The 25,672-nt window shown below is 61.6% G+C and carries 28 protein-coding genes; 14 read left to right on the top strand and 14 right to left on the bottom strand.

Annotated features, from left to right (window positions below):
- Position 1 precedes the first annotated feature (1 nt).
- From J2Y68_RS08565 to J2Y68_RS08555, 3 genes are read right to left on the bottom strand one after another with little or no spacing between them, the layout of a single operon-like run.
- Entirely contained in the window at positions 2 to 1,348 is a 1,347-nt protein-coding gene (locus J2Y68_RS08565) for an ABC transporter substrate-binding protein (RefSeq protein ID WP_309992194.1), read from the bottom strand.
- A gap of 48 nt (positions 1,349 to 1,396) precedes the next feature.
- A complete protein-coding gene (locus J2Y68_RS08560) occupies positions 1,397 to 2,305 on the bottom strand; it encodes a carbohydrate ABC transporter permease (RefSeq protein ID WP_309992191.1) in 909 nt (302 codons plus the stop codon).
- Complete coding sequence (locus tag J2Y68_RS08555; RefSeq protein ID WP_309992188.1) at positions 2,302 to 3,291, bottom strand: carbohydrate ABC transporter permease; 990 nt, start codon at positions 3,289 to 3,291, stop codon at positions 2,302 to 2,304. The genes J2Y68_RS08560 and J2Y68_RS08555 overlap by 4 nt, the downstream gene beginning before the upstream one ends.
- Before the next feature lie 239 nt (positions 3,292 to 3,530).
- On the opposite strand from J2Y68_RS08555, the gene J2Y68_RS08550 reads away from it, so the two are divergent.
- From J2Y68_RS08550 to J2Y68_RS08515, 8 genes are all read left to right on the top strand, one after another.
- On the top strand, positions 3,531 to 4,511 hold the full coding sequence (locus J2Y68_RS08550) for a P1 family peptidase (RefSeq protein WP_309992185.1): 981 nt from the start codon (positions 3,531 to 3,533) through the stop codon (positions 4,509 to 4,511).
- Positions 4,512 to 4,705: 194 nt separating this feature from the next.
- A complete protein-coding gene (gene infA / locus J2Y68_RS08545; RefSeq protein WP_011775571.1) occupies positions 4,706 to 4,927 on the top strand; it encodes a translation initiation factor IF-1 in 222 nt (73 codons plus the stop codon).
- A gap of 72 nt (positions 4,928 to 4,999) precedes the next feature.
- Entirely contained in the window at positions 5,000 to 5,113 is a 114-nt protein-coding gene (gene rpmJ / locus J2Y68_RS08540) for a 50S ribosomal protein L36 (protein ID WP_011775570.1), read from the top strand.
- Between the two features lie 195 nt (positions 5,114 to 5,308).
- Positions 5,309 to 5,686: a 30S ribosomal protein S13 gene (gene rpsM / locus J2Y68_RS08535; RefSeq protein WP_011775569.1), complete on the top strand. Its 378-nt coding sequence runs from the start codon at positions 5,309 to 5,311 to the stop codon at positions 5,684 to 5,686.
- 51 nt (positions 5,687 to 5,737) lie between these two features.
- Positions 5,738 to 6,139, top strand: a complete 402-nt coding sequence (gene rpsK, locus J2Y68_RS08530; RefSeq protein ID WP_014922380.1) for a 30S ribosomal protein S11 — start codon at positions 5,738 to 5,740, stop codon at positions 6,137 to 6,139.
- A gap of 149 nt (positions 6,140 to 6,288) precedes the next feature.
- Positions 6,289 to 7,299 carry a DNA-directed RNA polymerase subunit alpha gene (locus tag J2Y68_RS08525; protein ID WP_011775567.1) on the top strand — a complete coding sequence of 337 codons (1,011 nt, stop codon included), beginning with the start codon at positions 6,289 to 6,291 and terminating at the stop codon, positions 7,297 to 7,299.
- 66 nt (positions 7,300 to 7,365) lie between these two features.
- Complete coding sequence (gene rplQ, locus J2Y68_RS08520; protein ID WP_211712137.1) at positions 7,366 to 7,926, top strand: 50S ribosomal protein L17; 561 nt, start codon at positions 7,366 to 7,368, stop codon at positions 7,924 to 7,926.
- A gap of 32 nt (positions 7,927 to 7,958) precedes the next feature.
- Positions 7,959 to 8,849 (top strand): tRNA pseudouridine synthase A, encoded by an 891-nt coding sequence (locus tag J2Y68_RS08515; RefSeq protein ID WP_309992180.1) that lies wholly within the window; start codon positions 7,959 to 7,961, stop codon positions 8,847 to 8,849.
- 123 nt (positions 8,850 to 8,972) lie between these two features.
- Here the strand turns inward: J2Y68_RS08515 and J2Y68_RS08510 are convergent, their stop codons facing one another.
- The 9 genes from J2Y68_RS08510 to J2Y68_RS08470 all read right to left on the bottom strand — a co-directional run bounded on the left by J2Y68_RS08510 (position 8,973) and on the right by J2Y68_RS08470 (position 16,959).
- Entirely contained in the window at positions 8,973 to 9,851 is an 879-nt protein-coding gene (locus tag J2Y68_RS08510) for a type II secretion system F family protein (RefSeq protein ID WP_309992177.1), read from the bottom strand.
- A 10-nt stretch (positions 9,852 to 9,861) separates the two neighbouring features.
- Positions 9,862 to 10,800, bottom strand: coding sequence for a type II secretion system F family protein (locus J2Y68_RS08505; RefSeq protein WP_309992174.1), 939 nt, complete (start codon positions 10,798 to 10,800; stop codon positions 9,862 to 9,864).
- A gap of 2 nt (positions 10,801 to 10,802) precedes the next feature.
- Entirely contained in the window at positions 10,803 to 12,245 is a 1,443-nt protein-coding gene (locus J2Y68_RS08500; protein ID WP_309992171.1) for a CpaF family protein, read from the bottom strand.
- A complete protein-coding gene (locus J2Y68_RS08495; RefSeq protein ID WP_309992168.1) occupies positions 12,242 to 13,441 on the bottom strand; it encodes an AAA family ATPase in 1,200 nt (399 codons plus the stop codon). Before J2Y68_RS08495 ends, J2Y68_RS08500 begins: the two co-directional genes overlap by 4 nt.
- Positions 13,438 to 14,205 carry a Flp pilus assembly protein CpaB gene (cpaB, locus tag J2Y68_RS08490; RefSeq protein ID WP_309992166.1) on the bottom strand — a complete coding sequence of 256 codons (768 nt, stop codon included), beginning with the start codon at positions 14,203 to 14,205 and terminating at the stop codon, positions 13,438 to 13,440. Before cpaB ends, J2Y68_RS08495 begins: the two co-directional genes overlap by 4 nt.
- 54 nt (positions 14,206 to 14,259) lie before the next feature.
- The gene (locus J2Y68_RS08485; RefSeq protein ID WP_309992163.1) at positions 14,260 to 15,222 is read right to left on the bottom strand and encodes a Tad domain-containing protein; all 963 of its coding nucleotides are present in this window, start codon (positions 15,220 to 15,222) and stop codon (positions 14,260 to 14,262) included.
- Positions 15,223 to 15,293: 71 nt separating this feature from the next.
- On the bottom strand, positions 15,294 to 15,701 hold the full coding sequence (locus J2Y68_RS08480; RefSeq protein WP_309992160.1) for a TadE/TadG family type IV pilus assembly protein: 408 nt from the start codon (positions 15,699 to 15,701) through the stop codon (positions 15,294 to 15,296).
- A 95-nt stretch (positions 15,702 to 15,796) separates the two neighbouring features.
- Positions 15,797 to 15,991 (bottom strand): Flp family type IVb pilin, encoded by a 195-nt coding sequence (locus J2Y68_RS08475; RefSeq protein WP_309992158.1) that lies wholly within the window; start codon positions 15,989 to 15,991, stop codon positions 15,797 to 15,799.
- Positions 15,992 to 16,314: 323 nt separating this feature from the next.
- Complete coding sequence (locus J2Y68_RS08470; protein ID WP_309992156.1) at positions 16,315 to 16,959, bottom strand: prepilin peptidase; 645 nt, start codon at positions 16,957 to 16,959, stop codon at positions 16,315 to 16,317.
- Between the two features lie 287 nt (positions 16,960 to 17,246).
- On the opposite strand from J2Y68_RS08470, the gene rplM reads away from it, so the two are divergent.
- The 3 genes from rplM to glmM all read left to right on the top strand — a co-directional run bounded on the left by rplM (position 17,247) and on the right by glmM (position 19,770).
- Positions 17,247 to 17,690, top strand: coding sequence for a 50S ribosomal protein L13 (gene rplM / locus J2Y68_RS08465; RefSeq protein WP_024817563.1), 444 nt, complete (start codon positions 17,247 to 17,249; stop codon positions 17,688 to 17,690).
- Between the two features lie 38 nt (positions 17,691 to 17,728).
- Positions 17,729 to 18,238 (top strand): 30S ribosomal protein S9, encoded by a 510-nt coding sequence (rpsI, locus tag J2Y68_RS08460; RefSeq protein WP_024817562.1) that lies wholly within the window; start codon positions 17,729 to 17,731, stop codon positions 18,236 to 18,238.
- Positions 18,239 to 18,405: 167 nt separating this feature from the next.
- A complete protein-coding gene (gene glmM, locus J2Y68_RS08455) occupies positions 18,406 to 19,770 on the top strand; it encodes a phosphoglucosamine mutase (protein ID WP_309992150.1) in 1,365 nt (454 codons plus the stop codon).
- A gap of 64 nt (positions 19,771 to 19,834) precedes the next feature.
- On the opposite strand, the gene J2Y68_RS08450 is transcribed toward glmM, so the two are convergent.
- Together J2Y68_RS08450 and coaA are read right to left on the bottom strand one after the other, a co-directional pair.
- Positions 19,835 to 20,617, bottom strand: a complete 783-nt coding sequence (locus tag J2Y68_RS08450; protein ID WP_309992614.1) for a M15 family metallopeptidase — start codon at positions 20,615 to 20,617, stop codon at positions 19,835 to 19,837.
- Positions 20,618 to 20,681: 64 nt separating this feature from the next.
- The gene (coaA, locus tag J2Y68_RS08445) at positions 20,682 to 21,653 is read right to left on the bottom strand and encodes a type I pantothenate kinase (protein ID WP_211711187.1); all 972 of its coding nucleotides are present in this window, start codon (positions 21,651 to 21,653) and stop codon (positions 20,682 to 20,684) included.
- A gap of 139 nt (positions 21,654 to 21,792) precedes the next feature.
- Between coaA and glmS the strand changes: the two genes are divergently transcribed.
- The 3 genes from glmS to J2Y68_RS08430 are packed head-to-tail and all read left to right on the top strand — an operon-like array spanning position 21,793 to position 25,623.
- Complete coding sequence (gene glmS, locus J2Y68_RS08440) at positions 21,793 to 23,676, top strand: glutamine--fructose-6-phosphate transaminase (isomerizing) (protein WP_309992147.1); 1,884 nt, start codon at positions 21,793 to 21,795, stop codon at positions 23,674 to 23,676.
- 4 nt (positions 23,677 to 23,680) lie between these two features.
- Positions 23,681 to 24,028 (top strand): holo-ACP synthase, encoded by a 348-nt coding sequence (locus J2Y68_RS08435; RefSeq protein ID WP_284986492.1) that lies wholly within the window; start codon positions 23,681 to 23,683, stop codon positions 24,026 to 24,028.
- A gap of 17 nt (positions 24,029 to 24,045) precedes the next feature.
- Positions 24,046 to 25,623, top strand: a complete 1,578-nt coding sequence (locus J2Y68_RS08430) for an NAD(P)H-hydrate epimerase (protein ID WP_309992143.1) — start codon at positions 24,046 to 24,048, stop codon at positions 25,621 to 25,623.
- The last annotated feature ends 49 nt before the right edge of the window (positions 25,624 to 25,672 follow it).

Below are 25,672 nucleotides of genomic sequence, written 5' to 3'. Positions count from 1 at the left end.
GTTATGCCTTCAGCTTGGGCTTGACGTCCTTGGTGTAGATGCCTTCGAGCGTCTTCTTAAGTTCGGTCATGGTGGCCTGCACGTCGCCCTGCTGGGTGAGGATCTTCGCAGCGGCCTTGGCCATTTCCTGGTCCGCGCCCGGAAGGAACACCCTTGCGTTGTCCTGGACCTTGGTGACCGCGAGCTGGTCCATGGCAATCTTGATCTGCGGCGTGGTGGCCAGGACGGTGGACATGTCTGCGGAAAGCCGCGTGGGCATGTACCCGGTGGCGGCGGAGAACGCAGCAGTGTTCTCGGGTTCAGTCATGAACTTGAGGAACGTCGCGGCGGCCAGCTGCTCCTCCTTGCTGATCCCGCTCGGAATGCCAAGCCCTGCGCCGCCAGTGGGGCAAACGCCGCTGGGAACCTCGGGACCGCCGGGGAGGAACCCGACACCGACGTTGAACTTGGCAGCCTTCAGGACACCCAACAGGGAACCGGTGGAGGAGATCGTCGACGAGGTGATGCCGGCGGCGAAGTCGTCAGCAGCTTCCTTCGACGAAACGCCGGCCCAACCGTCCTTGTAGATGGAGTCCTGTGCCCACTGCAAGGCAGCCACGGATTCTTTGGAATCGCAGGTGATGTCCCACTCTTTGGACCAGCTTCCGCCCCAGCCCCACAGGTTGTTCTGCAGCGTCCAGCCGGCGTAGCCGGCCAAAGCCGGGTAGATGTAGGCGTACTGCGCGCCGGAGGTGGCCTTCAGCTTCGGGGCCCACTCCGCGAATTCCTGCCAGGTTGCCGGAGCGCGGTCCGGAAGCCCTGCCGCCTTGAAGTGGTCCTTGTTGTAGTAGAACAACGGGGTGGATCGGCCATACGGGAGTGCCCATTGTTTGTTGTCGTACTTGTAGTCGTCAACCAGGGACTTCTGGAAATCGTCGATCTTGATGTCCAGTTGCTTGACCAGTCCGTCAATGGGGATGATGCTGCCGTTGGAGAAGTAGCGGAACCACCACACGTCGGAAAGGACCACCAAGGCAGGCAGTCCCGACTTTGCCGCCTGTGAGGTCTGGAACTTCTGGGCAATCTCTTCATAGTTGGCGCCGGCAGTGACCAGGTTGACCTTGATGTCAGGGAACTTGGCATGGAACTTCTCGATAATGGCTTTTTCCACGTCCTGCGACTTGCCCGGGTGGTTGGTCCAGAAATCGATGGAGGCAGCCGGCTTTACGCCGCTGAAGTCGATGGTTGCGGTGTCGACGGCGTCTGCCGTTCCCGCCGTCGACGGTCCGCCACATGCGGCGAGGGCCGCTGCTCCGGCCCCGAGGCCCGCAAGTCCCAGGAAATGTCGGCGGTCAAGGTTGGTGCGCATGGTGCTTCCTTTCAATAACGTACTTCGATGCGAGTGGTGGTGGGAGAATCAACCGGTGACGCTTCCCTGCGTCAGGCCGGCAACGATGTAGCGCTGGAGTGCGGCGAACACCAGCAGGATGGGAACGATCACCAGGACGGCGCCGGCCATGAGGATTCCCCAGCCGGCTCCGTTGCTTTCGGAGTTCTGCAGCAAGGTGAGGCCCACGGGCAGGGTCATCGTTTCTGGGCGGTCGGTGATGATGAGGGGCCAGATGTAGTCATTCCATTCGCTGACCACCGTCACCAGTGCCACCGTCGCGATGGACGGTACCGACACGGGAACGATGATCTGCCACAGGCGCCGCCAATGGCCGGCGCCATCGATCTCAGCCGCTTCGAGGATTGAGGGTGGCAGGGTCAGGAAGTGTTGCCGAAGGAGGAAAGTGCCGAACGCGGTGCCGAGGCCGGGAAGGATGATGCCCCACAGGGTGTTCTTGCCTCCCATGCCCGCTATCAGGATGTAGTTGGGCAGGATGGACACCTGCGCCGGGACCATCAGGGCAACCAGGATGAGCACGAAGATGACGTTCTTGAACGGAAAACGCACGAACACCAAGGCGTAGGCGGTCAGGATCGCCAGGATGACCTTGACGGTGGAACCAACCACGGTAACGATCAGGCTGTTCGCGAAGAACTGGGCGAACGGAACGGTGGTCATCGCCGTGGCATAGTTCTCCAGGTTCAATGACTCGGGCAGGATCTTCAGGTCCATGGTGACGATTTCGCCCGGTTGCTTGAACGAGCTGAGCAGCATCCACAGCAATGGCAGGGCCACCACAAGCGTGGCGATGATCAACGGGACGTAGCCGGCGGCGACGGTCTGGAGAAGATTCGCGGGCGAAAACGGCCGGGCCCTTCGGGGTGGCTCAGCTTCATGCGGGGAAACGACGACGGCGGCTGGTGACGGTGCGCTCATGAGTAGTGGACCTTTCGCTCAACGAACCGCAGTTGGAGGACCGTGATGATCAGCAGGATGGCGAAAAGGATCACCGAGATCGCCGCCGAATAGCCCGCCCTGTTGTAGGCGCCGAAAGCCTGGAGATAGGCCTCATAGATCAGCGTGCTGGTGCCATTGCCCAGCGGAGTCATAATGCGGATCAGGTCAAATGCCTGCAGCGAACTAAGCATGGTGGTGATCAAGAGGAAAAACGTGGTGGGGGAGAGCAGCGGGAGCGAGATGTTGAGGAACCGGCGTAAACCGTTCGCCCCGTCCAATGCCGCAGCTTCCATCACGTCCCGCGGCAGCGACTGAAGTCCGGCCAGATAGACCACGGCGCAATAACCCAGGTTCTTCCAGACATACACAATGATGACCATCACCAACGAAAGCTGTGGGTCGTTGATCCACTGGGGGCTCTGCTGCCCCAGGCCCCGAAGGATCCATGCAAGGACTCCGTAGCCGGGATCGAAGATGAACAGCCACACCAAACCGACGCCCACTCCGGAGAGCACGTACGGCGCAAATACAGCGGACCGCGCGAAGGTGGTGCCGCGAACCTTCGAGTTCAATGCGAGGGCAACCAACAAGCCGAGCATCATGGAGCCGCCCACCGTAATCACGGTGAAGACTGCAGTGGTCCCGAGGACTTTGGACGCATCCTCGCTGGTGAAGAACGTGACATAGTTCTGCAGCCCCACGACCGTGGCCGAAGCAGAACCCAGCGTCCAATCCAACGTGGAGTAGTAGATGTTATTAATCAGCGGCCAATACGTGAAGGTGCCAATCAGCACCAGGTTGGGAAGGGCCATGGCCAGGAAGACAACGAAGTCCTTGCGGCTGCGGCCGGACCAGCGCCGTCTCTCCCGGCTTGGCCCGGGCGTCGCAACTGGCGGGGCGGGAGCCGCAGCGTCCGGGCCTTCCGCAGGCGCGGTGCTGCTCTTGTGAATCAGTGGGGCAGTCATGGGTCACTAACGTTTTCGGGCGAATGTGGGGTCCGCCAGCGCCCGGACCGGGGCGGCGAAGACAGGCCTAGCTCACCACACGGGAGCGGTCTGTCGGGGCCAAAACTGCGTCCATCAGCGATAGTTGTCTGACACTTCCCAGCCCGTTTACTCGGCGTTCCCCGCGTGTTCGTATTTGAGGCTCGGCTCCCACTTGTTGCCTCGGCGAGTCGCTGGCGCGTCCGGTGGAGAATGGAGCCATGAATTCAATCACCGATGTTGCTGGCGTACGGGTTGGTCATGTGCAGAGGGTCGGGGATGGGTGGTTGTCTGGGGTGACGGTGGTTCTTCCGCCCGTGGGGACGGTCGGATCGGTCGATGTGCGGGGCGGCGGGCCGGGGACGCACGAGACCGACGCCTTGGATCCCACCACGCTTGTCTCCACCGTGGATGCCGTGGTGTTGACCGGTGGCAGCGCCTTCGGCCTGGTTTCCGCGGCGGGCGCCCAACGCTGGTGTGAGGAACAGGGGCGGGGCTTTGCCGTCCCGGGAACCGTGGTGCCAATTGTTCCGGCCGCCGCGATCTTCGACCTCGGGCGTGGTGGCGACGTGCATGCACGGCCCGACTCCGACATGGGTTACCAGGCAGCCGCCGCGGCGTTCGCCTCCGGTGACCATGCCGCCGTCGAGCGTGGAAACGTTGGTGCCGGAACCGGTGCCGTCATTGCCCGCGGCCAGTACAAAGGCGGTGTGGGGACGTCATCGATCACCCTCGAGGGTGGAGTGGTTGTGGGGGCCATCGCAGTCGTCAACGCCTTGGGGTCGCCGGTGTTTCCTGCGGCTGGGCCGAAACCCTCTGCGCGCTCGGGCCCCACCTCAGACGCGCGCGGCCGGGCTCCGGCCCAGCCGCAGGGCCTCAACACCACGTTGGTGGTGATCGCGACGAATGCCGTGCTGGATGTTGCCGAGTGCACGCGGACGGCATCTGCCGGGCATGCCGGGCTGGCCCGGGCCCTGGATCCGTCCCACACCCTTGCCGACGGTGACACCGTGTTCGCGTTGGCGACTGGCGCCGTCGGGCTTGACCGCAGTACTGAACAAGCGAGGCAAGTCTCCTTGATAACGCTCCAAAGCGCGGCGGCGGAAGCGGTTCGTTTGGCCATTCTGGATGGCGTCCTGGCGGCGGAAGGCGTCACGACGGCGGCAGGTGATTTTCCGGCGTTCGGGACTGCGGGGGAGTGACGGCGGCGGATGCTTGCGCTACCATGGACGGATTTAACTTTCCGGCCCGATTGGCGTAGAGTTATTTGTTGGTTGTCTGTGCAGCCACGCCCTTTTTAGTGTCGTGGTTCCAAGGGGGCCAAGCAAACAAAAAACGTCCGCTGGATCTTCGGTGCCTACTGGAGGACAGCGGCAAACAACAGTTAGCGGAGGATATGGCCAAGAAGGACGGGGTCATTGAGATCGAGGGCGTTGTGACTGAGGCGCTGCCCAATGCGATGTTTCGCGTTGAGCTCACCAACAAGCACGTCGTTCTCGCACACATCTCTGGGAAGATGCGACAGCACTACATTCGAATCCTCCCCGAGGACCGGGTAGTGGTTGAGCTGAGCCCATACGACCTCACACGTGGTCGTATCGTCTACCGCTACAAGTAAATTGCTGGGCGGCAAGGCAACAGTGCCTAAGCCGCTCCAGCAGATCAACTGCAAAACACGCAAAGGAACGCCATGAAGGTCAAGCCGAGCGTCAAGCAGATCTGCGACAAGTGCAAAGTGATCCGCCGTAACGGCCGGGTCATGGTGATCTGCGAGAACCCGCGCCACAAGCAGCGCCAGGGCTAATTCCCCTTCGGGAATCAGTGTCCGCAAGGACAAACCTGGGCTGCTAGCCCACGCAAGTAAATAAAGGCAGCACAAGCTGTGCCAGGACTGCATTACAGAGCCTGGTCAGCGAACCCCCGGTCGGAGGCTGGGGCCACACTGAACGTGTGGGTGTACTGCCTACGACCTCCGGTTTATTCAAGGAGTACTGCCACTATGGCTCGTCTCGCTGGCGTAGACATTCCCCGCGAAAAGCGGTTGGAAATTGCGCTTACTTACATCTACGGCGTGGGCAAGACCCGTGCACACGAAACCCTGGCTGCCACCGGCATCAGCGCTGACGTTCGCGTCAAGGACCTGACTGACGCCGAGCTGGTCCAGCTGCGTGACTACATTGAAGGCAACTACAAGGTTGAGGGTGACCTTCGCCGCGAGGTAGCCGCTGACATCCGCCGCAAGGTAGAGATCGGCAGCTACGAAGGCCTGCGTCACCGCAAGGGCCTGCCCGTACGCGGACAGCGTACGAAGACCAACGCCCGTACCCGCAAGGGCCCGAAGCGCACCGTCGCCGGCAAGAAGAAGGCCGGACGTTAATCCCTCGGGATTGATCCGGTTTTCCCCCGATAACTTTCTGTAGGAGAAACAATGCCCCCGAAGACTCGTGGAGCGGTTCGTAAGCCGCGTCGCAAGGATAAGAAGAATATCGCGCTTGGCCAGGCGCACATCAAGAGCACCTTTAACAACACCATCGTGTCCATCACGGACCCGAACGGTGCTGTCATCTCATGGGCTTCCGCCGGTGAGGTTGGCTTCAAGGGCTCCCGTAAGTCCACCCCGTTTGCTGCCCAGATGGCTGCCGAAGCTGCTGCAAAGCGCGCTCAGGAGCACGGTCTGCGCAAGGTTGACGTATTCGTCAAGGGCCCGGGATCCGGACGCGAAACCGCAATCCGTTCGCTTCAGGCCGCTGGCCTCGAGGTTGGCTCCATCCAGGACGTCACCCCCAGCGCCCACAACGGTTGCCGCCCCCCGAAGCGTCGCCGCGTCTAATTAGGTCTTCCCTGCCTGACCGGCCGGGCCTGCTGTGAATGGTTTCGACCCTTCATAAGCATGGCCCGGCTGGTCAGGCTGGAAACCGAAGCCGATTTCCACCACCTGTGTTGCGTCATATAGCGGATGCTCGCCGAAAGGAAACCTAAGTGCTCATTGCACAGCGCCCCACCCTGTCTGAAGAAGTTGTATCCGAGAACCGCTCCCGTTTCATCATTGAACCGCTGGAGCCGGGCTTCGGTTACACCCTCGGAAACTCCCTCCGCCGTACCCTGCTCTCCTCCATCCCCGGTGCCGCTGTAACCAGCATCCGGATCGATGGCGTGCTGCACGAGTTCACCACGGTTCCGGGTGTCAAGGAAGATGTCACCGAGATCATCCTGAACATCAAGAACCTTTCGGTTTCCTCCGAGCACGATGAGCCGGTTGTTGCTTACCTGCGCAAGCAGGGCCCCGGAGTCGTCACCGCCGCGGACATCGCTCCGCCGGCCGGCGTCGAATTCCACAACCCGGATCTGCACATTGCCACTCTGAACTCGAAGGGCAAGTTCGAACTCGAACTGACCATCGAGCGCGGCCGTGGCTACGTTTCGGCAGCTCAGAACAAGTCCGGCGACTCCGAGATCGGCCGTATTCCGGTTGACTCGATCTACTCGCCGGTCATGAAGGTAACTTTCCGCGTGGAAGCTACCCGTGTTGAGCAGCGCACCGACTTCGACAAGCTCATTGTCGACGTCGAGACCAAGCAGGCAATCGCTCCCCGCGATGCTGTTGCTTCCGCAGGTACCACCCTGGTGGAACTGTTCGGTCTGGCCCGTGAGCTGAACACCGCAGCTGAAGGTATCGAGATTGGCCCGTCGCCGACGGACGCTGCCCTGGCAGCCGACATGGCTCTGCCGATCGAGGATCTGGACCTCACGGTCCGTTCCTACAACTGCCTCAAGCGTGAGGGCATCCACACCGTGGGTGAACTCGTTGCCCGCTCCGAGGCTGACCTGATGGACATCCGTAACTTCGGTGCGAAGTCCATCGACGAGGTCAAGGCAAAGCTCGTCGAACTGGGTCTGTCCCTCAAGGACTCCCCTCCCGGTTTCGATCTCGCAGCCCGCGCCGCAGCCATCGAAGAGGACGACGCCGCGTTCAGCGACGACGAGCTCTAAACAGCAGATCTTGGCCGCCGGGTCCAGCAATGGACCTGACCGGCTTACACAACAGGAGAAATAACTATGCCTACCCCCACTAAGGGTCCGCGCCTCGGAGGCGGCCCGGCTCACGAGCGCCTCATGCTCGCGAACCTGGCAGCTGCTCTGTTTGAGCACAAGCGCATCACCACCACGGTTACCAAGGCCAAGCGCCTCAAGCCGTACGCAGAGCGTCTGGTCACCTTCGCCAAGCGTGGCGACCTCGCTTCCCGCCGCCGCGTTCTCGGCCTGATCAGCGACAAGGGCGTTGTCCACGAGCTGTTCACCGACATCGCCGGCGCCGTTGCCAACCGCGATGGTGGCTACACCCGCATCACCAAGATCGGCAACCGCAAGGGCGACAACGCTCCCATGGCTGTCATCGAGCTCGTCCTTGAGCCGGTTTCCCCGAAGCAGGCCGTTGTTGCTGAAGCAACCAACGCTGCTGCCAAGGCTGCTCCGGCTGCTGAAGCTCCGGCTGCCGAGGAAGAGGTTGTTGAGACCGAAGCTGCTGAGACCGAAGAGGCTCCGGCCGCTGAGTCTGACGCTGCTGAAGCTGAAGCTGCTGAAACCGAAGAGGCTCCGGCCGCTGAGGACAAGAAGTAATTCTCTGAATTCTTCCCAGTAGACTTAAGTCTATGAACGAACGAAAACCCGCTGCCCCCGTTATGGGGGGCGGCGGGTTTTTGCGTGTCCGGCTGGATCTTTCGTACGACGGCGGTCCCTTCAGCGGCTGGGCACTGCAGCCTGGTCTTCGCACGGTGCAGGGGTCGCTTGAGGAAGCACTGACGCTCCTGCTGCAGCGGCCAGTCCGCGTGACGGTTGCCGGCAGGACTGACGCCGGGGTCCATGCCCGTGGGCAGGTAGTTCACCTGGACCTGACAGAAGCCGAGTGGCTGTCACTGCCGCGAGGGCACGAACTCGATCCCGCCGTCGCGCTTTTGCGTCGTCTCCGTGGTGCGTTGAGCCGGATTCTTGGCGACCTGACCGGCGCTGTGGAGGTGCACGACGCCGGCCTGGCGCCCGAAGGTTTCGACGCCCGCTTTTCTGCGTTGTGGCGTAGATACAGTTACCGGATTGCCGACGGTCCGGAACGCTGGGACCCTGTCCTTCGAAGCATTACCTTGTGGCACAAGTCCGCTGTGGATGTCTCTGTAATGAATGAAGGTGCCACGGCTCTGTTGGGGCTGCAGGACTTTCGTTCTTATTGCAAACCCCGCGAAGGTGCCACGACGGTCCGTGAATTGCAGAAGTTCTCGTTTGCGCGGGGGAGCGACGGCGTCATCGTGGCCACCGTCCAGGCGGATGCCTTTTGCCACAACATGGTGCGGTCGTTGGTAGGTTCTGCGCTGCGTGTGGGTGAGGGCCTGGAATCGCCGGGCTGGCTGCACGCTCGATTGTTGGAACGGAAGCGGGATGCCAAATCCGTTCTTGCTGCGCCCCACCCGCTGGTATTGGAGGAAGTTGCGTACCCGTCGGATGGCGAGTTGCTGGGGCGGGCTGAACTGACGCGGGCGCGCCGGGAGTAGCTCGCTGGTTGGGGCCCGGACGTTGGAGGACCCCCTCCCGGCTCTGGGTACCGGAAGGGGGCCGTTGTGGCACTCCGCGGTCTGGGATCCGCGAAGTGCCGGTCTGTTTCCCTGCGGGAAGGATCAGCTGAAGGTTTGCATGATCTTGATGGCGGCAGGGCCCAGAAGGACTATGAACAGCACCGGGAAGATGCAGAACAGCAAGGGGAAAAGTACCTTCACAGGGAGCTTCATGGCCTTCTCTTCGGCGTTCTGCCGGCGCTTGACCCGGGCTTGCTTTGCTTGTGCACGGAGGACGTTGGCGATGCCAATGCCGTACTTGTCGGCCTGAATGATGGCCAGGACAAAGCTGCGAACGTCTGGCACAGCGCAGCGATCAGCCAGTGCCTCGTAAGCCTCACGCCGTGGTCGTCCCACCTGCATATCCTGGAGTGTCCGCACCAGTTCCATAGCGAGCGGTCCTTCGCCGTGAATCGACGCCCTCTCCATGGCGGACTCGAAACCCAGCCCCGCTTCAACCGATATGAGCATCTGATCCAGGGTGTTGGGAAATTCGAGCTTGATGGCGTCCTGCCTCTTAATCCCCATGTTCACAATCAAGAGATCCGGCAAGAAGTACAGGAGCACACCCAAAATCAAACCGAAGACCATGGCTGCACCATTCTCACTGGCCAGAACCAGCATGATGCCTGTGAGTGCGCCGATGAGGGCAAGCAGTGGTTTGAAGGCAATGACCTTGCTCAGCGGCATGGAACTGGGCCGCCCGGCCAAGGCCAGCCAATGGTCCAGTTTGGCTTCATAACTGCCGGGCATCAGTCTTTTGGCTGGCCCAAGCATAAAGGGGGAGCGTTGGATCTTGGGCTCACCGCCGCGGCCAAACCCGGAGCCAAGGTTGGACTGGATGGACACCAGACCTTTCCGGTCAATCGATGCCAGGGACCATGCGAAGTACGCAATCGGTGTGACGATGAGCGCAATGAAAAGCCATACCAACGGAGTCATGATGGGCCTCCTAGAATTTGATCTTTATGGTGCGGCTCATCCAGAAACCACCCACGGCGAATAGCAGGCAGCTGAGCACAGTCATGGCTATCCCCAAAGGGTGGTCGACGAAGAGACGCATATATGTGGGATTCATGACGGCGACGGCTAGCGCCACTACAACTGGTAGGGCCATGAGGATCAAGGCAGACATCTTGCCTTCGGCACTTAGGGACCGCACATGTCCCTTGATCTCACTGCGTTCACGAATTGTCCCTGACACCTGTTCGAGGACTTCTGCCAAGTCGCCACCCACTTCGCGGTTTATCTGGACGGCCTGGCCAATCCATCGAAAGTCTTCACTTTGCATTCGTGTCGCAACATCTTCGAGGGCCTGCCGGGGGTCTTTGCCTATTCTGACCTCGTTGACTACCCGTGCCAGCTCTTCGGATGTGGGCACTTGTGCTTCACGTGCTGCCGCTTCCAACGACCGCATGATGCTGTGGCCCACACGGAGTCCGCCGATTAACATCTGAATGGTGTCCGTTAGTTGGTCCTCAAACGCGGCCCGTCGCTTCGCCGTTTTGGCGATCAGTATGAACTTGGCGCCGAAGGGGACTGCAATCCCCAGAAGAACGCCGATGATCGGGCTGATGAGCAGCCATCCGAAACCTCCCAGGATCAGGAGGGCGATGCCAACCACCACCGTGATGTCAGCCGGGGCCTGTTTGACCCCTGCGTTGTACAGAACCGCCCTATTAAAGGGCCCACCGGACTTGCCAATCGCGCCATCAACCCAGCGGACGGCCGACTCGGACACACGGCCCACGGCTGAAGGGTCCAACGTTGTTTCGATACGCCGGCGTTCAATCGGAATAGCAGCATTCTTCGGCTTCAGGACCACAACCACCAACAGCATCAGTGAGCCTACGCACAGGCCGATTGCTGTAAAGAACACCCAAGTCTCCACGGCTACCTCCTCCCCACGGGCAACGCCGATACGCCGAAGGTGGATGGTGAAACCGAAATTCCCAACTCAACAAACCGGTCAAGGAACCTGGGCCGTATGCCAGTGGGAAGTGCTTTGCCTAGAAAGCGACCCTGGGCGTCAAGGCCTGCCGAGTAGTCGAAAAGGAAAGCATCCTGCAAGGTCACAACGTCTCCTTCCATGCCCTGGACCTCGGTCACGTGAGTTACCCTGCGGCTGCCATCCCGCAGTCGAGTGACCTGAACAATAAGGTCGACGGCTGAGGAAACTTGTTCTCGGACGGCACGCAGGGGAAGGTCCATGCCCGCCATCAGCACGAGGGTCTCCAAGCGGGCTATGGCGTCACGGGGAGAGTTGGCATGGACTGTGGACAACGATCCGTCGTGGCCCGTATTCATTGCCTGCAGCATGTCCAGGGATTCGCCGCCGCGCACTTCGCCAACGATGATGCGGTCGGGACGCATGCGGAGGGAGTTTCGGACGAGATCGCGGATGCTGATAGCACCCTTTCCCTCGATGTTCGGTGGACGGCTCTCCAAGCGGACCACATGTTGTTGCTGCAGTTGGAGTTCTACAGCATCCTCGATAGTGACAATGCGGTCCGATTCAGGGATGAACGACGACAGGACATTCAGCAACGTCGTTTTACCTGTACCAGTGCCTCCCGAAACAATGATGTTGAGCCGTGCCTGCACGCAAGCGCTTAACAGCTCCGCCATCTCCTGGCTTACGGAGCCCCACTCGATGAGGTTCCGTACTGTGATGGGGATATGGCTGAACTTTCGGATCGTCAGCGATGGACCGTTGACTGCCAGTGGAGGGATGATGGCGTTGACTCGGGATCCGTCTTCCAACCGGGCATCGACAAGGGGCGAAGACTCGTCAATTCGGCGCCCCACCTTGGAGACGATCCGTTCGATGACCTTCCGGAGATGGGCATCGGAGCTGAACTGCAGATCGGTTAGGGCGAGATGTCCATGACGTTCCACGTAGATCTGGTCGAATCCATTGACCATCACTTCAGTTACCGATGGGTCCTCCAGTAGACGTTGAAGCGGCCCGAAGCCCATTACTTCATCAGCTATTTCGCGGATGAGGCGACGCCGTTCCTCGGGTGACAACGGGACCTGCTCGTCATCGATGACTGCTGAAAGCTCATCAACAGCGAAGGAACGCAGGTCCTCTTCGGAGGACGAGGTATCCCCGGTCCTGTTGCCCATCCTTTCAAACAGAGCCGAGGCTGCGCGTCGCTTGAGGCCGGCCAGCGCATCAACGGCTGGGGCTGCCGGAGTTCCGCCCAAAAATGGGCCGGAGACCAGCGACGCGGCTGGCCCCTCGCCAGCCACAGAGTTCTCGGGGAGCGGGGAATCGGCGAAACCTGCCGCCGCAAGCGGATTGTTCCTGGTCAGTCTCTCGGACAGTTTCATGACACCACCACCCTGCGGTGCAGCTTATTTTGCGGCGCCGACTCCAACCGGGGATCGAAGCGTTGGACGAGCTTTCGCAATCCTTTGGTTGCGACCTCTCTGGCGGTACCTTGAAGGACCGGAACACCTCGGTTTGTCGAGTACGGGAGAGTCCGGGAGCGGGGAATGACTGTGTCAACGGGCACCCCAATGGTGGCTTCAACGTCCTGGACTGAAAGACCGCTCTTTCTGTCCGCGAAGTTCAATACGGTGTGACGGCCCTGCGGCAGGAGCTGAAGTTCCTTCAACACACTGAAGCATTTCCGGAGGCCCCGAATGCTTGGCACATCCATCCCACAGACCCAAACGCCGTCGGTTGCCAGTTCCAGTGTGGCGAGGCAGTGTTCGCCCAAGCCCGGTGCCGTATCCACAACGACGTACTTGAACTCCGTGGCCAACTGATTGAGGAGGCGGGTCACATGGTCGGCCGTGATGTAGTCCGAATCGGACGGCTTCTGTGGTGCGCAGAGCGCATAGATTCCGGCTGGATGGACTGTCAGGAACGCCTTGAGGACCATGGAGTCCTGGGCGGCCGCACCGTGAACTGCCTCAGTGATGGAGTGCTCCGGTTCCAAGAGCAGGCCGGAGGCAACATCCCCGAACTGCAGGTCCAGGTCCACTATCACCACACTCATCGGTGCAAGCGCCCCGAGACCAATGGCAAGGTTAGTGGCCACGGTTGTTTTGCCCACGCCACCCTTAGGTGACATTACGGCTATGATGCGCCCCTTTTCCTGTCCCGGATCTGCAGCGGGTTGCATACCTCGCCGCCGACTAGCAGCTGCCAGACACGCACGCTCCAGGAGGATGCGAAGCTCGTTGACTTCGGCGTCTGGGGCTACGACATCCCTGACCCCTGAATGCATGGCTTTCAGGACGATATCCGCACTCGGCTCTGCCACCATTAGCAGGCTGATCTCCGGGTACTGGAGGTCGATGACCGTGGCCAGTTTGAAAGCATCGTCGGGATTTACACCCGGGCCGAGGATCATTACCTCCGGGGGAGCACCTGTCAATTGCTTGAAGAGTTCGTCCGTACCAGCTTGGAGGATAGAAGGGGATAACGTTTGCAGGTCGCCGTGAAGTGCCCCTGAGATGGCCTGGCGTACGCGGGCTTCAAAGTCTCTGACGGCGGTGATGGCTACGAATCGGCTCATTGGAGCAGCCCTCCGAATGTGGTGGTTGGGGGATCGCTCTTGGCGGTCTTCTCATTCTGCTTCGAGAGCCACAAGGTCCCGAACTCCGCACCAAAGACCATCTTTGAAGCGTTGGCGTCGCTGAGGGCAACAGTTACATAGGCGGATCCATTTGGCAGTGCGACTCCCTTATCTGCACCTGCCGATTTCTCAGCGTCAGGTGCGGCCTGCTGGACAGCAGTGACCAGGACGTCGTGATAGAGGAGCTCGGTAAAGTTCTTCCAGCCGGTGAGGCCGGCTGGAAGATTCGCGCCGGCCGCTATGGCGTCATCCACTTTGAAGGATGCGTATACCGTAACGGTATCGCCGGCCTCGATACGGCCTCCGAGGATGCGCTCCGGCGAAAGGACGAAAGTGGACTCCTGCAGCCCTTCTGGGACCGGCACGGTGCCAGGTGCCAGTTCCTTGGGGCTTACTAGTTTCATTCCCAGTAACTGCTCGCCGGGCTGCAAGTCAGCGGACGTCACCTTGCCTGTTTGATCTGTAAGGGCGCTGATGGTCCCGGGCGCAACTGCCGATTGAGGCAGCGTTTCGACTTTGACTTTGGACTGAATCTCTTCAGCCTTGGTGCCGGCCGGAATGCGTTCCTTTACTACCAGAACGCTCACGGGATCGAGCCCTTCTTGTGCACGTTTGTCGGCCCCCTGAACGTAAGTGACCAGTAAGACAGTGCCAATGACTGCCAGAAGCAGTGCTGCGATGCCTCCCAGTAGGCGTGTTTTCACTTTGTAGCTCCTTTCGGGTTCTTGCGCGGTTATTGAGCAGGCACACCTGAGTGCCTACCTGGTGAGCGTCACAACAGATGCTCCATAGTTCGGAAGGCCACCCGTTGCTTGGGAACCCTCTTCGAGAGATACGAAACGGGAGAAGTAGCCTTGGAGGGCTCGACAATTGTTGTTGCAGCCGGGCGCGGCCGGATCCAGCTGCTGGCCGCCGTCGAATTTGTAGCCGGTTACCTGGAATGCGGCGAAACCAACCAGCGTGTATTTGGTCTTGTTCCCGTTTTGAGCAGCCGTTCTGAAGAGTGGTATCAGCGCGGGCTCATCCATGATGTGGGCCAGGACGGAGTTGCAGGCACCCGCAGTGGGGAAGTGGTTGCCCGGTTGACCCGTAACGACGGCGCTGATGCTGATATCGGTTGTGCACCCGGAGTTGGTTTCAAGCCAACCGAATCCACCTGGCTGATAGCCGTTCTGTGCAACGCAACCGCCTACTGCAGGTGCATTCGTGTCGTACCGAAGGGTCACGTGCGTCGGGATAGGGTCTCCCGAGAAGTTTCCAGTCGAATTCAGGGATGCCAGTTGTGCGGGTGAGAGGTACTTTTTGAAGACGCACTCGCTCGCGGTCCACGGGAGTGTTGTGGCGCTTGTTGGCGAACCCCACGTGGCTTCGGCCGTAGCGCCAACCTGCGCAGTTTGGACACCCAGCGCCCGTGCAAACATTAACGAGAAACTGTTGGCACCGGTTCGCGCATCCCGGGCATTGGTCACCACACGGACTCTGGTAGCCGCCGGGAATGTCACCACGGCACCGCTGGAGTTGTCGTTCGCGTTGCTGTTGGCGAACTGGCTCCCGGTTGCGGCGCTGCTTCCGCATGCGCCTTCCGCACAGTCCGTAGCGATAGCCAAGGCAGCTGCGTCGGCCCCATTTTGGAGCTGGGCCTTCTCGGCATAGACGGCGCCAACATCCACTGCAAGGGCAGCAAAACCGAGAAGGACCACCATCATCAGTGCAACCAGCACAGAGACGGCACCTCGCTCCTTGTCCTCGCATTGGGCTTTGCCGGCAGTAGGGGCATTTGCCGGCGAACAAGTTATCCGCCGCATCGCATGACCCCCACTCCTGTCATAGTGATCGGGAAGATGCCTGGAGCTCCAAAGAAGCCCGAGTCCAGGAAACCGGACATCGAACGAAGCGAAACACGGGTGGTCACCGTGACGTTTGAACCGGGTGCGCAGCTTGCGGCGTTGTTGGTGACAGTCACACCCAGGCCGTTGAGCCCCGGGGCCGCAGCCAGCGCCGTGCCGGTGACATTGAGGCCGCCCTCCCTGTAATGAACCGCGGCATACCGGGCACCCTCACGAGCCGCTTCGGTGAGGGACACCTGGACGTTGTAGGCACGGCCAAACTCCATGATGCCAAGAAGGATCAGCAGCAGTAGGGGAAGGACAATTGCCATTTCAACGGCAACTGCTCCTTTTTCCTTGGTTCTCGCTTTCATTGTTTTTCTCCCAGAGCCAGAAAGAACGATGCCTTAAAGGGCGTTGGCCGGTCGTGATGGCATTTCAGCCTCACGACCGACCGTCCCTTGACTCGCTACGGCGCCAACGTGATGCCGTTGAAAAGGGCGAGAACCCGGCCACCAAGCAGGAACGCTGCGCCGCCGACCACTACGGCGATGGCGGCGACCATGATGCCGTATTCAACCATCGTGGCTCCCTTCTCCTCCTTGGTGAAGCGGTCCTTGACGCCGGCGATGTACGAAGTGATGGTGAACATAAAAGTAGACATTGGAAAATCCTTCCCAGAAAAAGTGAATGCAAAATAGGTTATAGGTCCAGCAAATTATCGGAATTTGCTTCGACTTCCGAACTACCCCCATGTTTCCTTTAGCGGTTCGGAATTCGATGACATAAGAATTCACCCTGGGTGGCCGTCGCGACAATGCGTAGCCGTACTCGATTTCCTGGTAAGGGCTCTACTTGGCGGGGCGTGCCCGAGCTGGGAAGTACTCAGTTTTGGGGGTGCGAGGGGCCAAAACTACCTGGTTTTGACAGTGGCCTTATTAATTGCGAAGGAGTAGTCAGCCTTGGTTAGTGCGTACTCAGTTGGAGCTAGGCCATGACCATGGCAACGGCCAGGGCGGCGATGACCATGGCAGGTCCGTGGGCGGTTTCCCTCGGTTTTTCCCCGCGTCGCAGGCGTAACATCAGCACCGTGAGCATCCCGCCCACCACGAATCCCAGCAGCCCGCCGTAGAGTACCTGCGCCCAACCCAAGTAGCCCAAGTACAGGCCCAAGGGAGCTGCGAGCTTTACGTCGCCCATTCCGATGCTCCCGGGCGAAAAAAGTCCCAGAATCAGGTAGCCGGCGAACAAGATGGCCCCACCCGCCAGGGCACGGAGCAGCTCGCTCCACGCAGGAGCCAGCGTTGCGGCGGTCGCGAGAAGACCCCCGCCACCACCAAGCAGGAGCAGAACCAGCGGATTCGGCAGCAAATGCAGCGTGAAATCAATGCGGGAAAGTTGCACCCCACAAAGCGCCAGAAAAAGGAAAGCCGGCAATTCGGCAGAGAAGCCAAACCGCCACGCGAGCAAGCCAAACAGCAAGGCGGTGACGGCCGCCGTCGTGATCCGGACCCTGGGGGAGGGGATTCCGCCAAGCCGCGGCAGCCAGGCGTGGATGAGGGACTCGGCCAGCGGGCTCAACAGCAGACCGGGCAGGGCAAGCAGGAGCGGAAAGGCAAGTCCATCGGTCACGTGTTCCCCCTCATTAACACAGGTACCCCCATGTGCGGTAACCCCATTTTGACCCGGGCGCCCCGTTGAAGGTATTGTTTAGAGTCGTTGTGCGTGTCCTATCTCGATGACACATGCCTTATGGGGGATCCAGTTGCAGGATCGCTAACTCCTGAGGCATTTCGAGATCCTGGGATGACTGGTACATAGAGCCCTCACCTCTGCTCCGGTAGCGCATACATAGTAGGTACACGCCTTATTGCGTGTCGCCTAAAACATGAACGCCAGAACAAGAACGAGGCAAAACCGTGCGTACGTACACCCCGAAGCCCGGCGATATCAACCGCCAGTGGCACGTCATTGACGCCACCGACGTTGTCCTTGGTCGTCTTGCCAGCCAGACCGCAACACTGCTGCGCGGAAAGCACAAGCCGACCTTTGCGTCCCACATGGACATGGGCGACTTCGTCATCATCATCAACGCTGAAAAGGTTGCCCTCACCGGCGCCAAGCTGGAGCAGAAGCGCGCATACCGCCACTCCGGTTACCCGGGCGGCCTGACCTCCGTCAACTACGCCGAACTGTTGGAATCCAACCCGGTTCGCGCTGTTGAGAAGGCCATCAAGGGCATGCTCCCCAAGAACTCCCTCGCTGCACAGCAGTTGGGCAAGCTCAAGGTCTACCGTGGCGCTGAGCACCCCCACGCTGCACAGCAGCCGAAGACTTTCGAAATCACCCAGGTCGCCCAGTAGTCCTGGCCACCAACCAACTTTTCATTACAAGGAGAACCGTGGCTCAGAACGAAGAACTGACCGCCGAAGCCGTCGAGGCCGAGGAAACCCTCACCAGCTACACCTCTGAAAGCAGCAACGCTGCTGAAGATGCTCCCAAGAAGGAGCGCCCGGCACTGACCGTTGCCGGCGCAGCTGTTGGCCGCCGCAAGGAAGCCGTTGCACGCGTTCGCGTTGTACCGGGCTCCGGCAAGTGGACCATCAACGGCCGCACGCTGGACAACTACTTCCCGAACAAGCTGCACCAGCAGGACGTCAACGAGCCCTTCAAGATCCTTGATCTCGAAGGCGCCTACGACGTCATCGCCCGTATCCACGGTGGTGGCATCTCCGGCCAGGCCGGTGCGCTGCGTCTCGGTGTTGCTCGCTCGCTGAACGAGATCGACGTCGACAACAACCGCGCAACCCTCAAGAAGGCCGGTTACTTGAGCCGTGACGCCCGCGTCATCGAGCGCAAGAAGGCTGGTCTCAAGAAGGCACGTAAGGCTCAGCAGTACTCCAAGCGTTAATTCGCTGCACCCCTTTTGCAGGGGTATCGAAAGCCCGTTCCGCCACTTTGGCGGGGCGGGCTTTCGCCGTTTAAGGCGGCCCGCAGGCGCCTGGATTGGGGCTCCAGTGTGACGCCCCGACGCGTCCCTGAACTGATGGCGCCCCGGCGTCGTCTAAACTTGAGCCGATGTCTAGATTATTTGGAACAGATGGCGTGCGCGGTCTCGCGAACGGATTGCTTACCGCTGAGCTGGCTATGCAGCTTGCCCAGGCCGCCGCCGTCGTACTCGGCCATGACCGCGCAACCAACGGCAAGCGGCCCCGCGCCGTCGTCGCCAGGGATCCCAGGGCAAGCGGTGAGTTCCTCGCCGCGGCTGTCGAAGCAGGGCTGTCGAGCTCCGGCATCGACGTCTATGACGCCGGTGTCCTCCCGACTCCGGCTGCCGCCTACCTGGTGGCAGACCTTGATGCAGACTTTGGGGTGATGCTTTCGGCATCCCACAACCCGGCTCCGGACAACGGGATCAAGTTCTTCGCACGTGGCGGCCAGAAGCTGCCCGACGACGTCGAAGACGCCATCGAGGCCCAGCTGGGGCAGGAGCCGCAGCGCCCGGTGGGTGCCGACGTCGGACGCATCCAGCGGTTCTCCGACGCCGAAGACCGCTACATCGTCCACCTGCTGGGCACCCTGCCGAAGCGCTTGGACGGCTTGAAGGTTGTCCTCGACTGCGCCCACGGTGCAGCGAGCGGATGTTCACCCCAGGTCTTCAAGGACGCCGGCGCCGATGTTGTGGTGATTGGTGCTGAGCCGGACGGCCTGAATATCAATGAGGGCGTTGGATCCACCCATCTTGGCCCGCTGAAGGAAGCTGTCGTCAAGCATGGAGCGGACCTCGGCATAGCGCACGACGGCGACGCCGACCGCTGCCTGGCAGTGGACCATGAAGGCAACGAGGTGGACGGCGACCAGATCATGGCGATCCTGGCCCTCGCCCTCAAGGACGCCGGGAAGCTCAAGGACAACGTCCTGGTGGCCACCGTGATGAGTAACCTTGGCCTCAAGATCGCCCTCCGCGAGGCCGGAATCACCATCCTCGAAACGGCAGTGGGTGACCGCTACGTGCTTGAAGGCATGCGCGACGGCGGCTACAACCTTGGTGGCGAACAGTCCGGCCACGTGATCTTCTCTGATTACGCAACCACGGGCGACGGTGTCCTGACCGGCCTTCAGCTTGCAGCGCAGGTGGCCCTGACCGGACGCAGCCTCAAGGAACTGGCCACTGCGATGACCAAGCTTCCGCAGCTCATGATCAACGTCAAGGGCGTGGACAAGGCCCGCGCTGGTACTGATGAAGGCGTCGCTGCAGCGGTTGCCGCCGCGGAACTCGAATTGGGCGAGACCGGCCGCGTGCTGCTTCGTCCGTCCGGTACCGAGGCCCTTGTGCGGGTCATGGTGGAGGCCGCCGACATGGAAACGGCCGAGCGGATCTGTACCGATCTTGCGGCTGTGGTCCGGGAGCGCCTGGGCGCTTCCAGCGAATTGGCTGTCTAGGAATTGAAAAGGCCCGCTCCCTGATTCAACAGGGAGCGGGCCATTCTTCTTTAACCACAAACACTCAGAGGTAGTCCGGCGCCGCTTCGAGCCCGAAGTACTCCTCCAACGTCGCGATGCCTCGCGCCGCCATGTCTGTTGCGGCTTCCACCCCGATGTAACGCAGGTGCCAGGACTCGTAGAAGTAACCGGTGGTGTCGTGGAACATCCACGGGTACCTCACCACGAAACCGAACCTGCTTGCGTTGGCCTTAGCCCACACGGCAGCGGGCTGATCGGCGAAGCACGGCTGGAAGCTGCAGGCACCCCCGCCGTCGCCGATGTCGAAGGACCAGCCCGTTTGGTGTTCGGAGTGTCCGGGGCGGGCAGATGCGCGGTCGGCTGCTGCTTGCCCGGTGCTGGCGACGTAGCCGTTGTAGGTGGCTACCTGGGTGGAGTAGGAGCGGTAGCCCGATGCCAACGTCATGATGACGCCCTCCGCGGCTGCGGCGGCGAACATCTTTTCCGCGGCGGTCGCCGTCGTGCTGTTGACCAGGGCTGCCTCGCCGCTGACGGCGAGCCGAATGTTCGGCTGCACCAGGTCTGCGGGGACGAAGTCCTGCGGGTTCAGCGGCCGGTGCTTGTTCACTACCACCCACGGGCTGGTGGGGTCGGTGAGGGAGAGGCGGGTGGCGGCAGCGCTCGACGGCGGGGCGCTGGGTGCCGGTGTCGCGGCGACGTCGGCAGGGGTGACGTCAGGCGACGCGGATGGGGCCGGAACCGTGGGGCTCGGTGATCCAGTGGAGGCATCGGCCACGGCGGTGGCGGGTGCAGCGTTATCCGGCGTGCAGGCTGACAGTGCGAGCATCCCGGCGCCGGCCGTTAGCAGGCCTGTGAAGGCCCTGCGGCTTGGTTGTGGGGTAGCCAAGGGCTTAGACCTTCCGGAGGAGCATACGGCGGATTGAATGGTCTGCGTCCTTGGTGAGCACCAACTGGGCGCGCCCACGGGTAGGCAGCACGTTTTCCTCGAGGTTCGGCTCGTTGATTCGTTTCCAGATGCCACGGGCCGTCGATTCGGCGTCGTCGTCGGAGAGCGTGGCGTAACGGTGGAAGTAGGACTCCGGCTGCGCAAAGGCCGTACTGCGGAGCTTGCGGAACCGGTCCACGTACCATTCCTCGATGTACGAGGTTTTGGCGTCCACGTAGATGGAGAAGTCGAAGAAGTCGCTGACAGCCAATCCTTGCTTGCCGTCCATGCGGGGACGCGCCGGTGCCAGCACGTTCAGGCCTTCGACGATCAGGACGTCGGGACGCCGGACCACGACTTCCTTCCCGGGCACGATGTCGTAGGTGACATGCGAATACCAGGGCGCGCGGACTTCCTCCGCACCTCCCTTGACTTCCGAGACGAAGCGGAGGAGCCCGCGGCGATCGTAGGACTCGGGGAAACCCTTGCGTTCGAGCAAGTGGCGCCGCTTCAGCTCGGCCAGCGGGTACAGGAAACCGTCAGTGGTGATGAGTTCCACATTGGGCGTCCCGGGCCAGCGCCTGAGCATTTCCCGGAGCACACGCGCGATGGTCGACTTTCCGACGGCGACGGATCCTGCGACGCCGATGACGAAAGGCGTGCGCTGCGTCTGTTCGCCCAGGAACGTGGTGGTGGCGGCATGGAGTTGGTGCGAGGCCTGCACATACAGGTGGAGGAGTCGCGAAAGGGGCAGGTAAACTTCCCGGACTTCCTTCATGTCGAGGGGGTCGCCGAGGCCCCGGAGACGGAATATGTCCTCTTCGTTGAGGGGCTGCTCCATCTGTGCTGCAAGCCTGGACCAGGTCTGGCGGTCCAGCTCAACAAACGGGGAAGCGCCGTCGCCATTAGCTTCGGTGCGTTGCAAAGTCACGCTCATGATTCTGCCCTCCACGCGGCGGATCAGGAAATGCGCGACGACGGGCGGGTGAATTGTGCGTGACCCACCTCTCGTCACAAACCCCAAGAGCTAGGACGTCCCACATCAGTTGTTTGCACTAGCCGCTAAGCTTGAGCCCATGTGTGGAATCGTAGGCTATGTTGGCAATTCGTCTCGCAAGGCAGCTGGTCACAGCGCCCTTGACGTCGTCGTGGAAGGGCTGCGTCGTCTTGAGTACCGCGGCTATGACTCCGCCGGCGTCGCAGTGGTGGCTGACGGGACCATCTCGTCCCGTAAAAAATCCGGAAAACTGAGCAACCTGATCAGTGAGCTGGAAGCAAACCCCATCCCGGAATCCCTGACCGGTATCGGTCACACCCGCTGGGCAACGCACGGTGGCCCGACCGACCGTAACGCGCACCCGCACCTTTCCGACGGCGGCCGCCTGGCCGTCATTCACAACGGCATCATTGAAAACTTCGCCGAACTCAAGCAGGAGCTCCTGGGCAAGGGCGTCACCTTCGAATCGGAAACCGATACCGAAGTAGCTGCAGCCCTCCTCGGGGACATCTTCAGGACGCAACTGAACGACGGCGGCGGAAGCCTGACCGAGGCCATGCGGCTGGCCTGCCAGCGCCTTGAGGGTGCCTTCACCCTCCTGGCCGTCCACGCGGACCAGCCCGACGTCGTCGTGGCCGCCCGCCGCAACTCCCCGTTGGTCGTAGGCCTGGGTGAGGGCGAGAACTTCCTCGGCTCCGACGTCTCCGGCTTCATCGACTACACCCGTCGCGCAGTGGAACTGGGCCAGGACCAGATCGTTACCATCACCGCAGAATCCGTGGAGATCACCGACTTCTTCGGCGCCCCCGCCGAAGGCAAGGAATACCACGTTGACTGGGACCCGGCATCGGCTGAAAAGGGTGGCTTCAACTCCTTCATGGAGAAGGAAATCCACGACCAGCCTGACGCCGTAGCGCAGACCCTCCTGGGACGTTCGGACCTTGACGGCAAGCTGACCCTGGATGAGCTCCGCATCGACCCTGAACTCCTCAAGCAGGTCAACAAGATCATCGTCCTCGCTTGCGGCACCGCGGCCTACGCAGGCCTGGTTGCCAAGTACGCGATCGAGAACTGGTGCCGCATCCCCACGGAAGTTGAGCTCGCACACGAGTTCCGTTACCGCGACCCGATCGTCGACTCCAACACGCTGGTGGTCTCCATCAGCCAGTCCGGCGAAACCATGGATACGCTGATGGCCGTCCGCTACGCCCGCGAGCAGGGTGCCAAGACCATCTCCATCTGCAACACCAACGGTTCCACCATCCCGCGTGAATCCGACGCCGTGCTCTACACGCACGCCGGCCCGGAAATCGCCGTCGCGTCCACCAAGGCGTTCCTGGCGCAGATCACCGCTGCTTACCTGTTGGGCCTGTACTTGGCCCAGCTGCGCGGCAACATCTTCTCCGGCCAGATCAAGGACGTCCTCGCGGACCTGTCCAAGATCCCGGCCAAGATCCAGCACATCCTGGACAACGCGGGCCCCCTCCGCGAGCTCGCCCGCAGCATGAAGGACGAAAAGTCCGTCTTGTTCCTGGGCCGCCACGTTGGCTACCCGGTAGCCCTCGAAGGTGCTTTGAAGCTCAAGGAAATTGCGTACATCCACGCAGAAGGCTTCGCGGCCGGCGAGCTCAAGCACGGCCCGATCGCCCTGATCGACGACGGCCAGCCCGTCTTCGTCGTGGTGCCATCCCCGCGTGGCCGCGACTCCCTGCACTCCAAGGTAGTCAGCAACATCCAGGAAGTCCGCGCACGTGGCGCCCGCACCCTGGTGATTGCCGAAGAAGGCGACGAGTCGGTCAAGGACTATGCAGAGCAGGTGTTCTACGTTCCTGAAACGCCCACTCTGTTGATGCCGCTGCTCACCACGGTTCCGCTGCAGATCTTTGCCGCTGAACTCGCCGGAGCCAAGGGTTACGACGTTGATCAGCCGCGTAACCTGGCCAAGAGCGTGACCGTAGAATAACGCCATGATTGTTGGCATAGGCGTAGACGTCGTAGACATCGAACGGTTCGGCAAGCAGCTGGAACGGACGCCGGGACTCAGGGACCGCCTGTTTGTACCTGCGGAGCGGGAACTCAACACCCGGTCCTTGGCTGCGCGCTTCGCGGCCAAGGAAGCCGTGGCCAAGGTGCTCGGCGCGCCCGCAGGAATGAACTGGCAGGACTGCTGGATCGGGCTCGACGAAAACGGCCCCACCGTTCAGGTCAAGGGCACGGTGCTTGCCGTGGCCGAGGCCAAGGGCGTCAAACGTTGGCACTTGTCCATCAGCCACGACGGCGGCATCGCTACGGCGACTGTCCTCGCCGAGGGCTGAACGGACGTAACAAAGCAATGATCAGTGCCTTCACCGGACAACAGATCAGGGATGCGGAAAAACCGCTCCTGGACTCCGGTGAGGGCGCTGTTCTTATGCAGCGGGCAGCCTACGGGCTGGCGCAAGAGGTAGTCCGGCAGGTCAAAAGGAAACGCAAGCTGACCGGCGCCAGCGTCACCGTCCTGGCAGGCAAAGGAAACAACGGTGGGGACGGCCTTTTCGCCGCAGCTTTTCTTGCCCGCCGCGGAATGCGCACGACGGCGGTCCTCGCCGCCCCCGAAGTCCATCCCGAGGCGCTTGCTGCTTTCACCGCCGCCGGTGGGCGGACCCTGCGCCTGGAGCCAGGGAATGCCGAAGAGCTCGCCGTCATGTGCGCCGGCGATGACGCAATCATCGACGCCCTACTTGGTACGGGTGCGCGCGGAGGCTTGCGTGGGGCCGCAGCCGAAATGATTGCCTCCCTGCAGGAGCTACGGCCGTCCCTGGTGGTGGCTTGCGACCTCCCCAGCGGGCTGGACGCCGGCACAGGGGAAGTCCATTGGCCGGTGCTGGACGCGGACGTTACTGTCACTTTTGGCGGCATCAAAGCCGGTCTGATGACTGATCCGGGCGAGGGCTGCGCGGGCCGCGTTGAACTGGTGTCCATCGGCATCGAACCCGGGCTTCGCTCCGTGAGCCCGGAATTGCGGCGCCTTACTGCCAGGGATCTTGGTCGCCTGCTTCCGGCGCCTGATCGCCGCGCGCACAAATACTCCCGCGGCGTCCTTGGGGTGGTAGCGGGCTCAGCGCGGTTCGCCGGCGCTGCCGTCCTCAGCGTCCACTCTGCGGCACTGGCCGGGGCGGGGATGGTGCGTTATCTGGGCCCGGAAAGCGCTGCGAGGGCGGTGCTGTCCCGGACCCCTGAAGCACTGTGGGAGACCGGCGATCCTGGTCGCGTCCAAGCCTGGGTACTGGGACCTGGGGTGGATGGAGCCGAACAATTGCGTCGGGTCGGGGACGCGGCGAAAACAGCCATGGACACCGGGTTGCCCGTGGTGGTTGATGCTGGCGCGTTGGGCGCCTTGCCGGATCGCTGCCCGCCACACTGGATCCTGACACCGCACGCGGGTGAGCTGGCCACACTGCTCGATTCGCTTCCATCCTTGGGCGAGATCGCTGTTACCCGCGACGACGTCGAAGCCCGTCCACTGCACTTCGTACGGTTGGCCGCCGAGCTGACCGGCGCCACGGTGCTGCTGAAGGGTGCCACCACACTCGTGGCCTCGCCGTCGGGCGTTGTCTTCAGCCAATCGGAAGGCATCGCGTGGATGGCAACCGCGGGGAGCGGCGATGTCTTGTCCGGCGTCTTGGGCGCCGTGGTGGCGCAGTCCGCCGAAGAGGTCAGGGACGACGACGGCGCGTATGCCGCCTTGGGCTTGGAGCAAGCGGACCGTTGGGCTGCTGTGGCAGCTGTCGCGGCTAGCGTCCACGGGAGGGCGGGAGCAGAGGCATCCGCCAATTTCGAGGGTGGCCCCCTTACAGCCTCGGCGATCATGGCGGGGGTGCCACGCGTAATTGGTTCGCTTGCGGCGGAATACGACCGCCCAAGACCGTAAGGTTACTGTCTGTTCATAGGTCGTCTGTAGGCTTGCAACAGTTGTTCGC

This window comes from Paenarthrobacter nitroguajacolicus, assembly GCF_031455195.1.
Classification (GTDB): Bacteria; Actinomycetota; Actinomycetes; order Actinomycetales; family Micrococcaceae; genus Arthrobacter; species Arthrobacter nitroguajacolicus_D.
Note: the sequence above shows the minus strand (reverse complement) of the source record. Positions and strands in the feature narration are given on the sequence as shown.

What these genes read in the sequence shown, in the direction of transcription:
- J2Y68_RS08565 (WP_309992194.1), bottom strand. Translation starts at nt 1,348, where the DNA reads ATGCGCACCAACCTTGACCGCCGACATTTCCTGGGACTTGCGGGCCTC.
- J2Y68_RS08560 (WP_309992191.1), bottom strand. Translation starts at nt 2,305, where the DNA reads ATGAGCGCACCGTCACCAGCCGCCGTCGTCGTTTCCCCGCATGAAGCT.
- J2Y68_RS08555 (WP_309992188.1), bottom strand. Translation starts at nt 3,291, where the DNA reads ATGACTGCCCCACTGATTCACAAGAGCAGCACCGCGCCTGCGGAAGGC.
- J2Y68_RS08550 (WP_309992185.1), top strand. Translation starts at nt 3,531, where the DNA reads ATGAATTCAATCACCGATGTTGCTGGCGTACGGGTTGGTCATGTGCAG.
- infA (WP_011775571.1), top strand. Translation starts at nt 4,706, where the DNA reads ATGGCCAAGAAGGACGGGGTCATTGAGATCGAGGGCGTTGTGACTGAG.
- rpmJ (WP_011775570.1), top strand. Translation starts at nt 5,000, where the DNA reads ATGAAGGTCAAGCCGAGCGTCAAGCAGATCTGCGACAAGTGCAAAGTG.
- rpsM (WP_011775569.1), top strand. Translation starts at nt 5,309, where the DNA reads ATGGCTCGTCTCGCTGGCGTAGACATTCCCCGCGAAAAGCGGTTGGAA.
- rpsK (WP_014922380.1), top strand. Translation starts at nt 5,738, where the DNA reads ATGCCCCCGAAGACTCGTGGAGCGGTTCGTAAGCCGCGTCGCAAGGAT.
- rplQ (WP_211712137.1), top strand. Translation starts at nt 7,366, where the DNA reads ATGCCTACCCCCACTAAGGGTCCGCGCCTCGGAGGCGGCCCGGCTCAC.
- J2Y68_RS08515 (WP_309992180.1), top strand. Translation starts at nt 7,959, where the DNA reads ATGAACGAACGAAAACCCGCTGCCCCCGTTATGGGGGGCGGCGGGTTT.
- J2Y68_RS08510 (WP_309992177.1), bottom strand. Translation starts at nt 9,851, where the DNA reads ATGACTCCGTTGGTATGGCTTTTCATTGCGCTCATCGTCACACCGATT.
- J2Y68_RS08500 (WP_309992171.1), bottom strand. Translation starts at nt 12,245, where the DNA reads ATGAAACTGTCCGAGAGACTGACCAGGAACAATCCGCTTGCGGCGGCA.
- J2Y68_RS08495 (WP_309992168.1), bottom strand. Translation starts at nt 13,441, where the DNA reads ATGAGCCGATTCGTAGCCATCACCGCCGTCAGAGACTTTGAAGCCCGC.
- J2Y68_RS08480 (WP_309992160.1), bottom strand. Translation starts at nt 15,701, where the DNA reads ATGAAAGCGAGAACCAAGGAAAAAGGAGCAGTTGCCGTTGAAATGGCA.
- J2Y68_RS08475 (WP_309992158.1), bottom strand. Translation starts at nt 15,991, where the DNA reads ATGTCTACTTTTATGTTCACCATCACTTCGTACATCGCCGGCGTCAAG.
- glmM (WP_309992150.1), top strand. Translation starts at nt 18,406, where the DNA reads ATGTCTAGATTATTTGGAACAGATGGCGTGCGCGGTCTCGCGAACGGA.
- J2Y68_RS08450 (WP_309992614.1), bottom strand. Translation starts at nt 20,617, where the DNA reads ATGCTCGCACTGTCAGCCTGCACGCCGGATAACGCTGCACCCGCCACC.
- coaA (WP_211711187.1), bottom strand. Translation starts at nt 21,653, where the DNA reads ATGAGCGTGACTTTGCAACGCACCGAAGCTAATGGCGACGGCGCTTCC.
- glmS (WP_309992147.1), top strand. Translation starts at nt 21,793, where the DNA reads ATGTGTGGAATCGTAGGCTATGTTGGCAATTCGTCTCGCAAGGCAGCT.
- J2Y68_RS08435 (WP_284986492.1), top strand. Translation starts at nt 23,681, where the DNA reads ATGATTGTTGGCATAGGCGTAGACGTCGTAGACATCGAACGGTTCGGC.
- J2Y68_RS08430 (WP_309992143.1), top strand. Translation starts at nt 24,046, where the DNA reads ATGATCAGTGCCTTCACCGGACAACAGATCAGGGATGCGGAAAAACCG.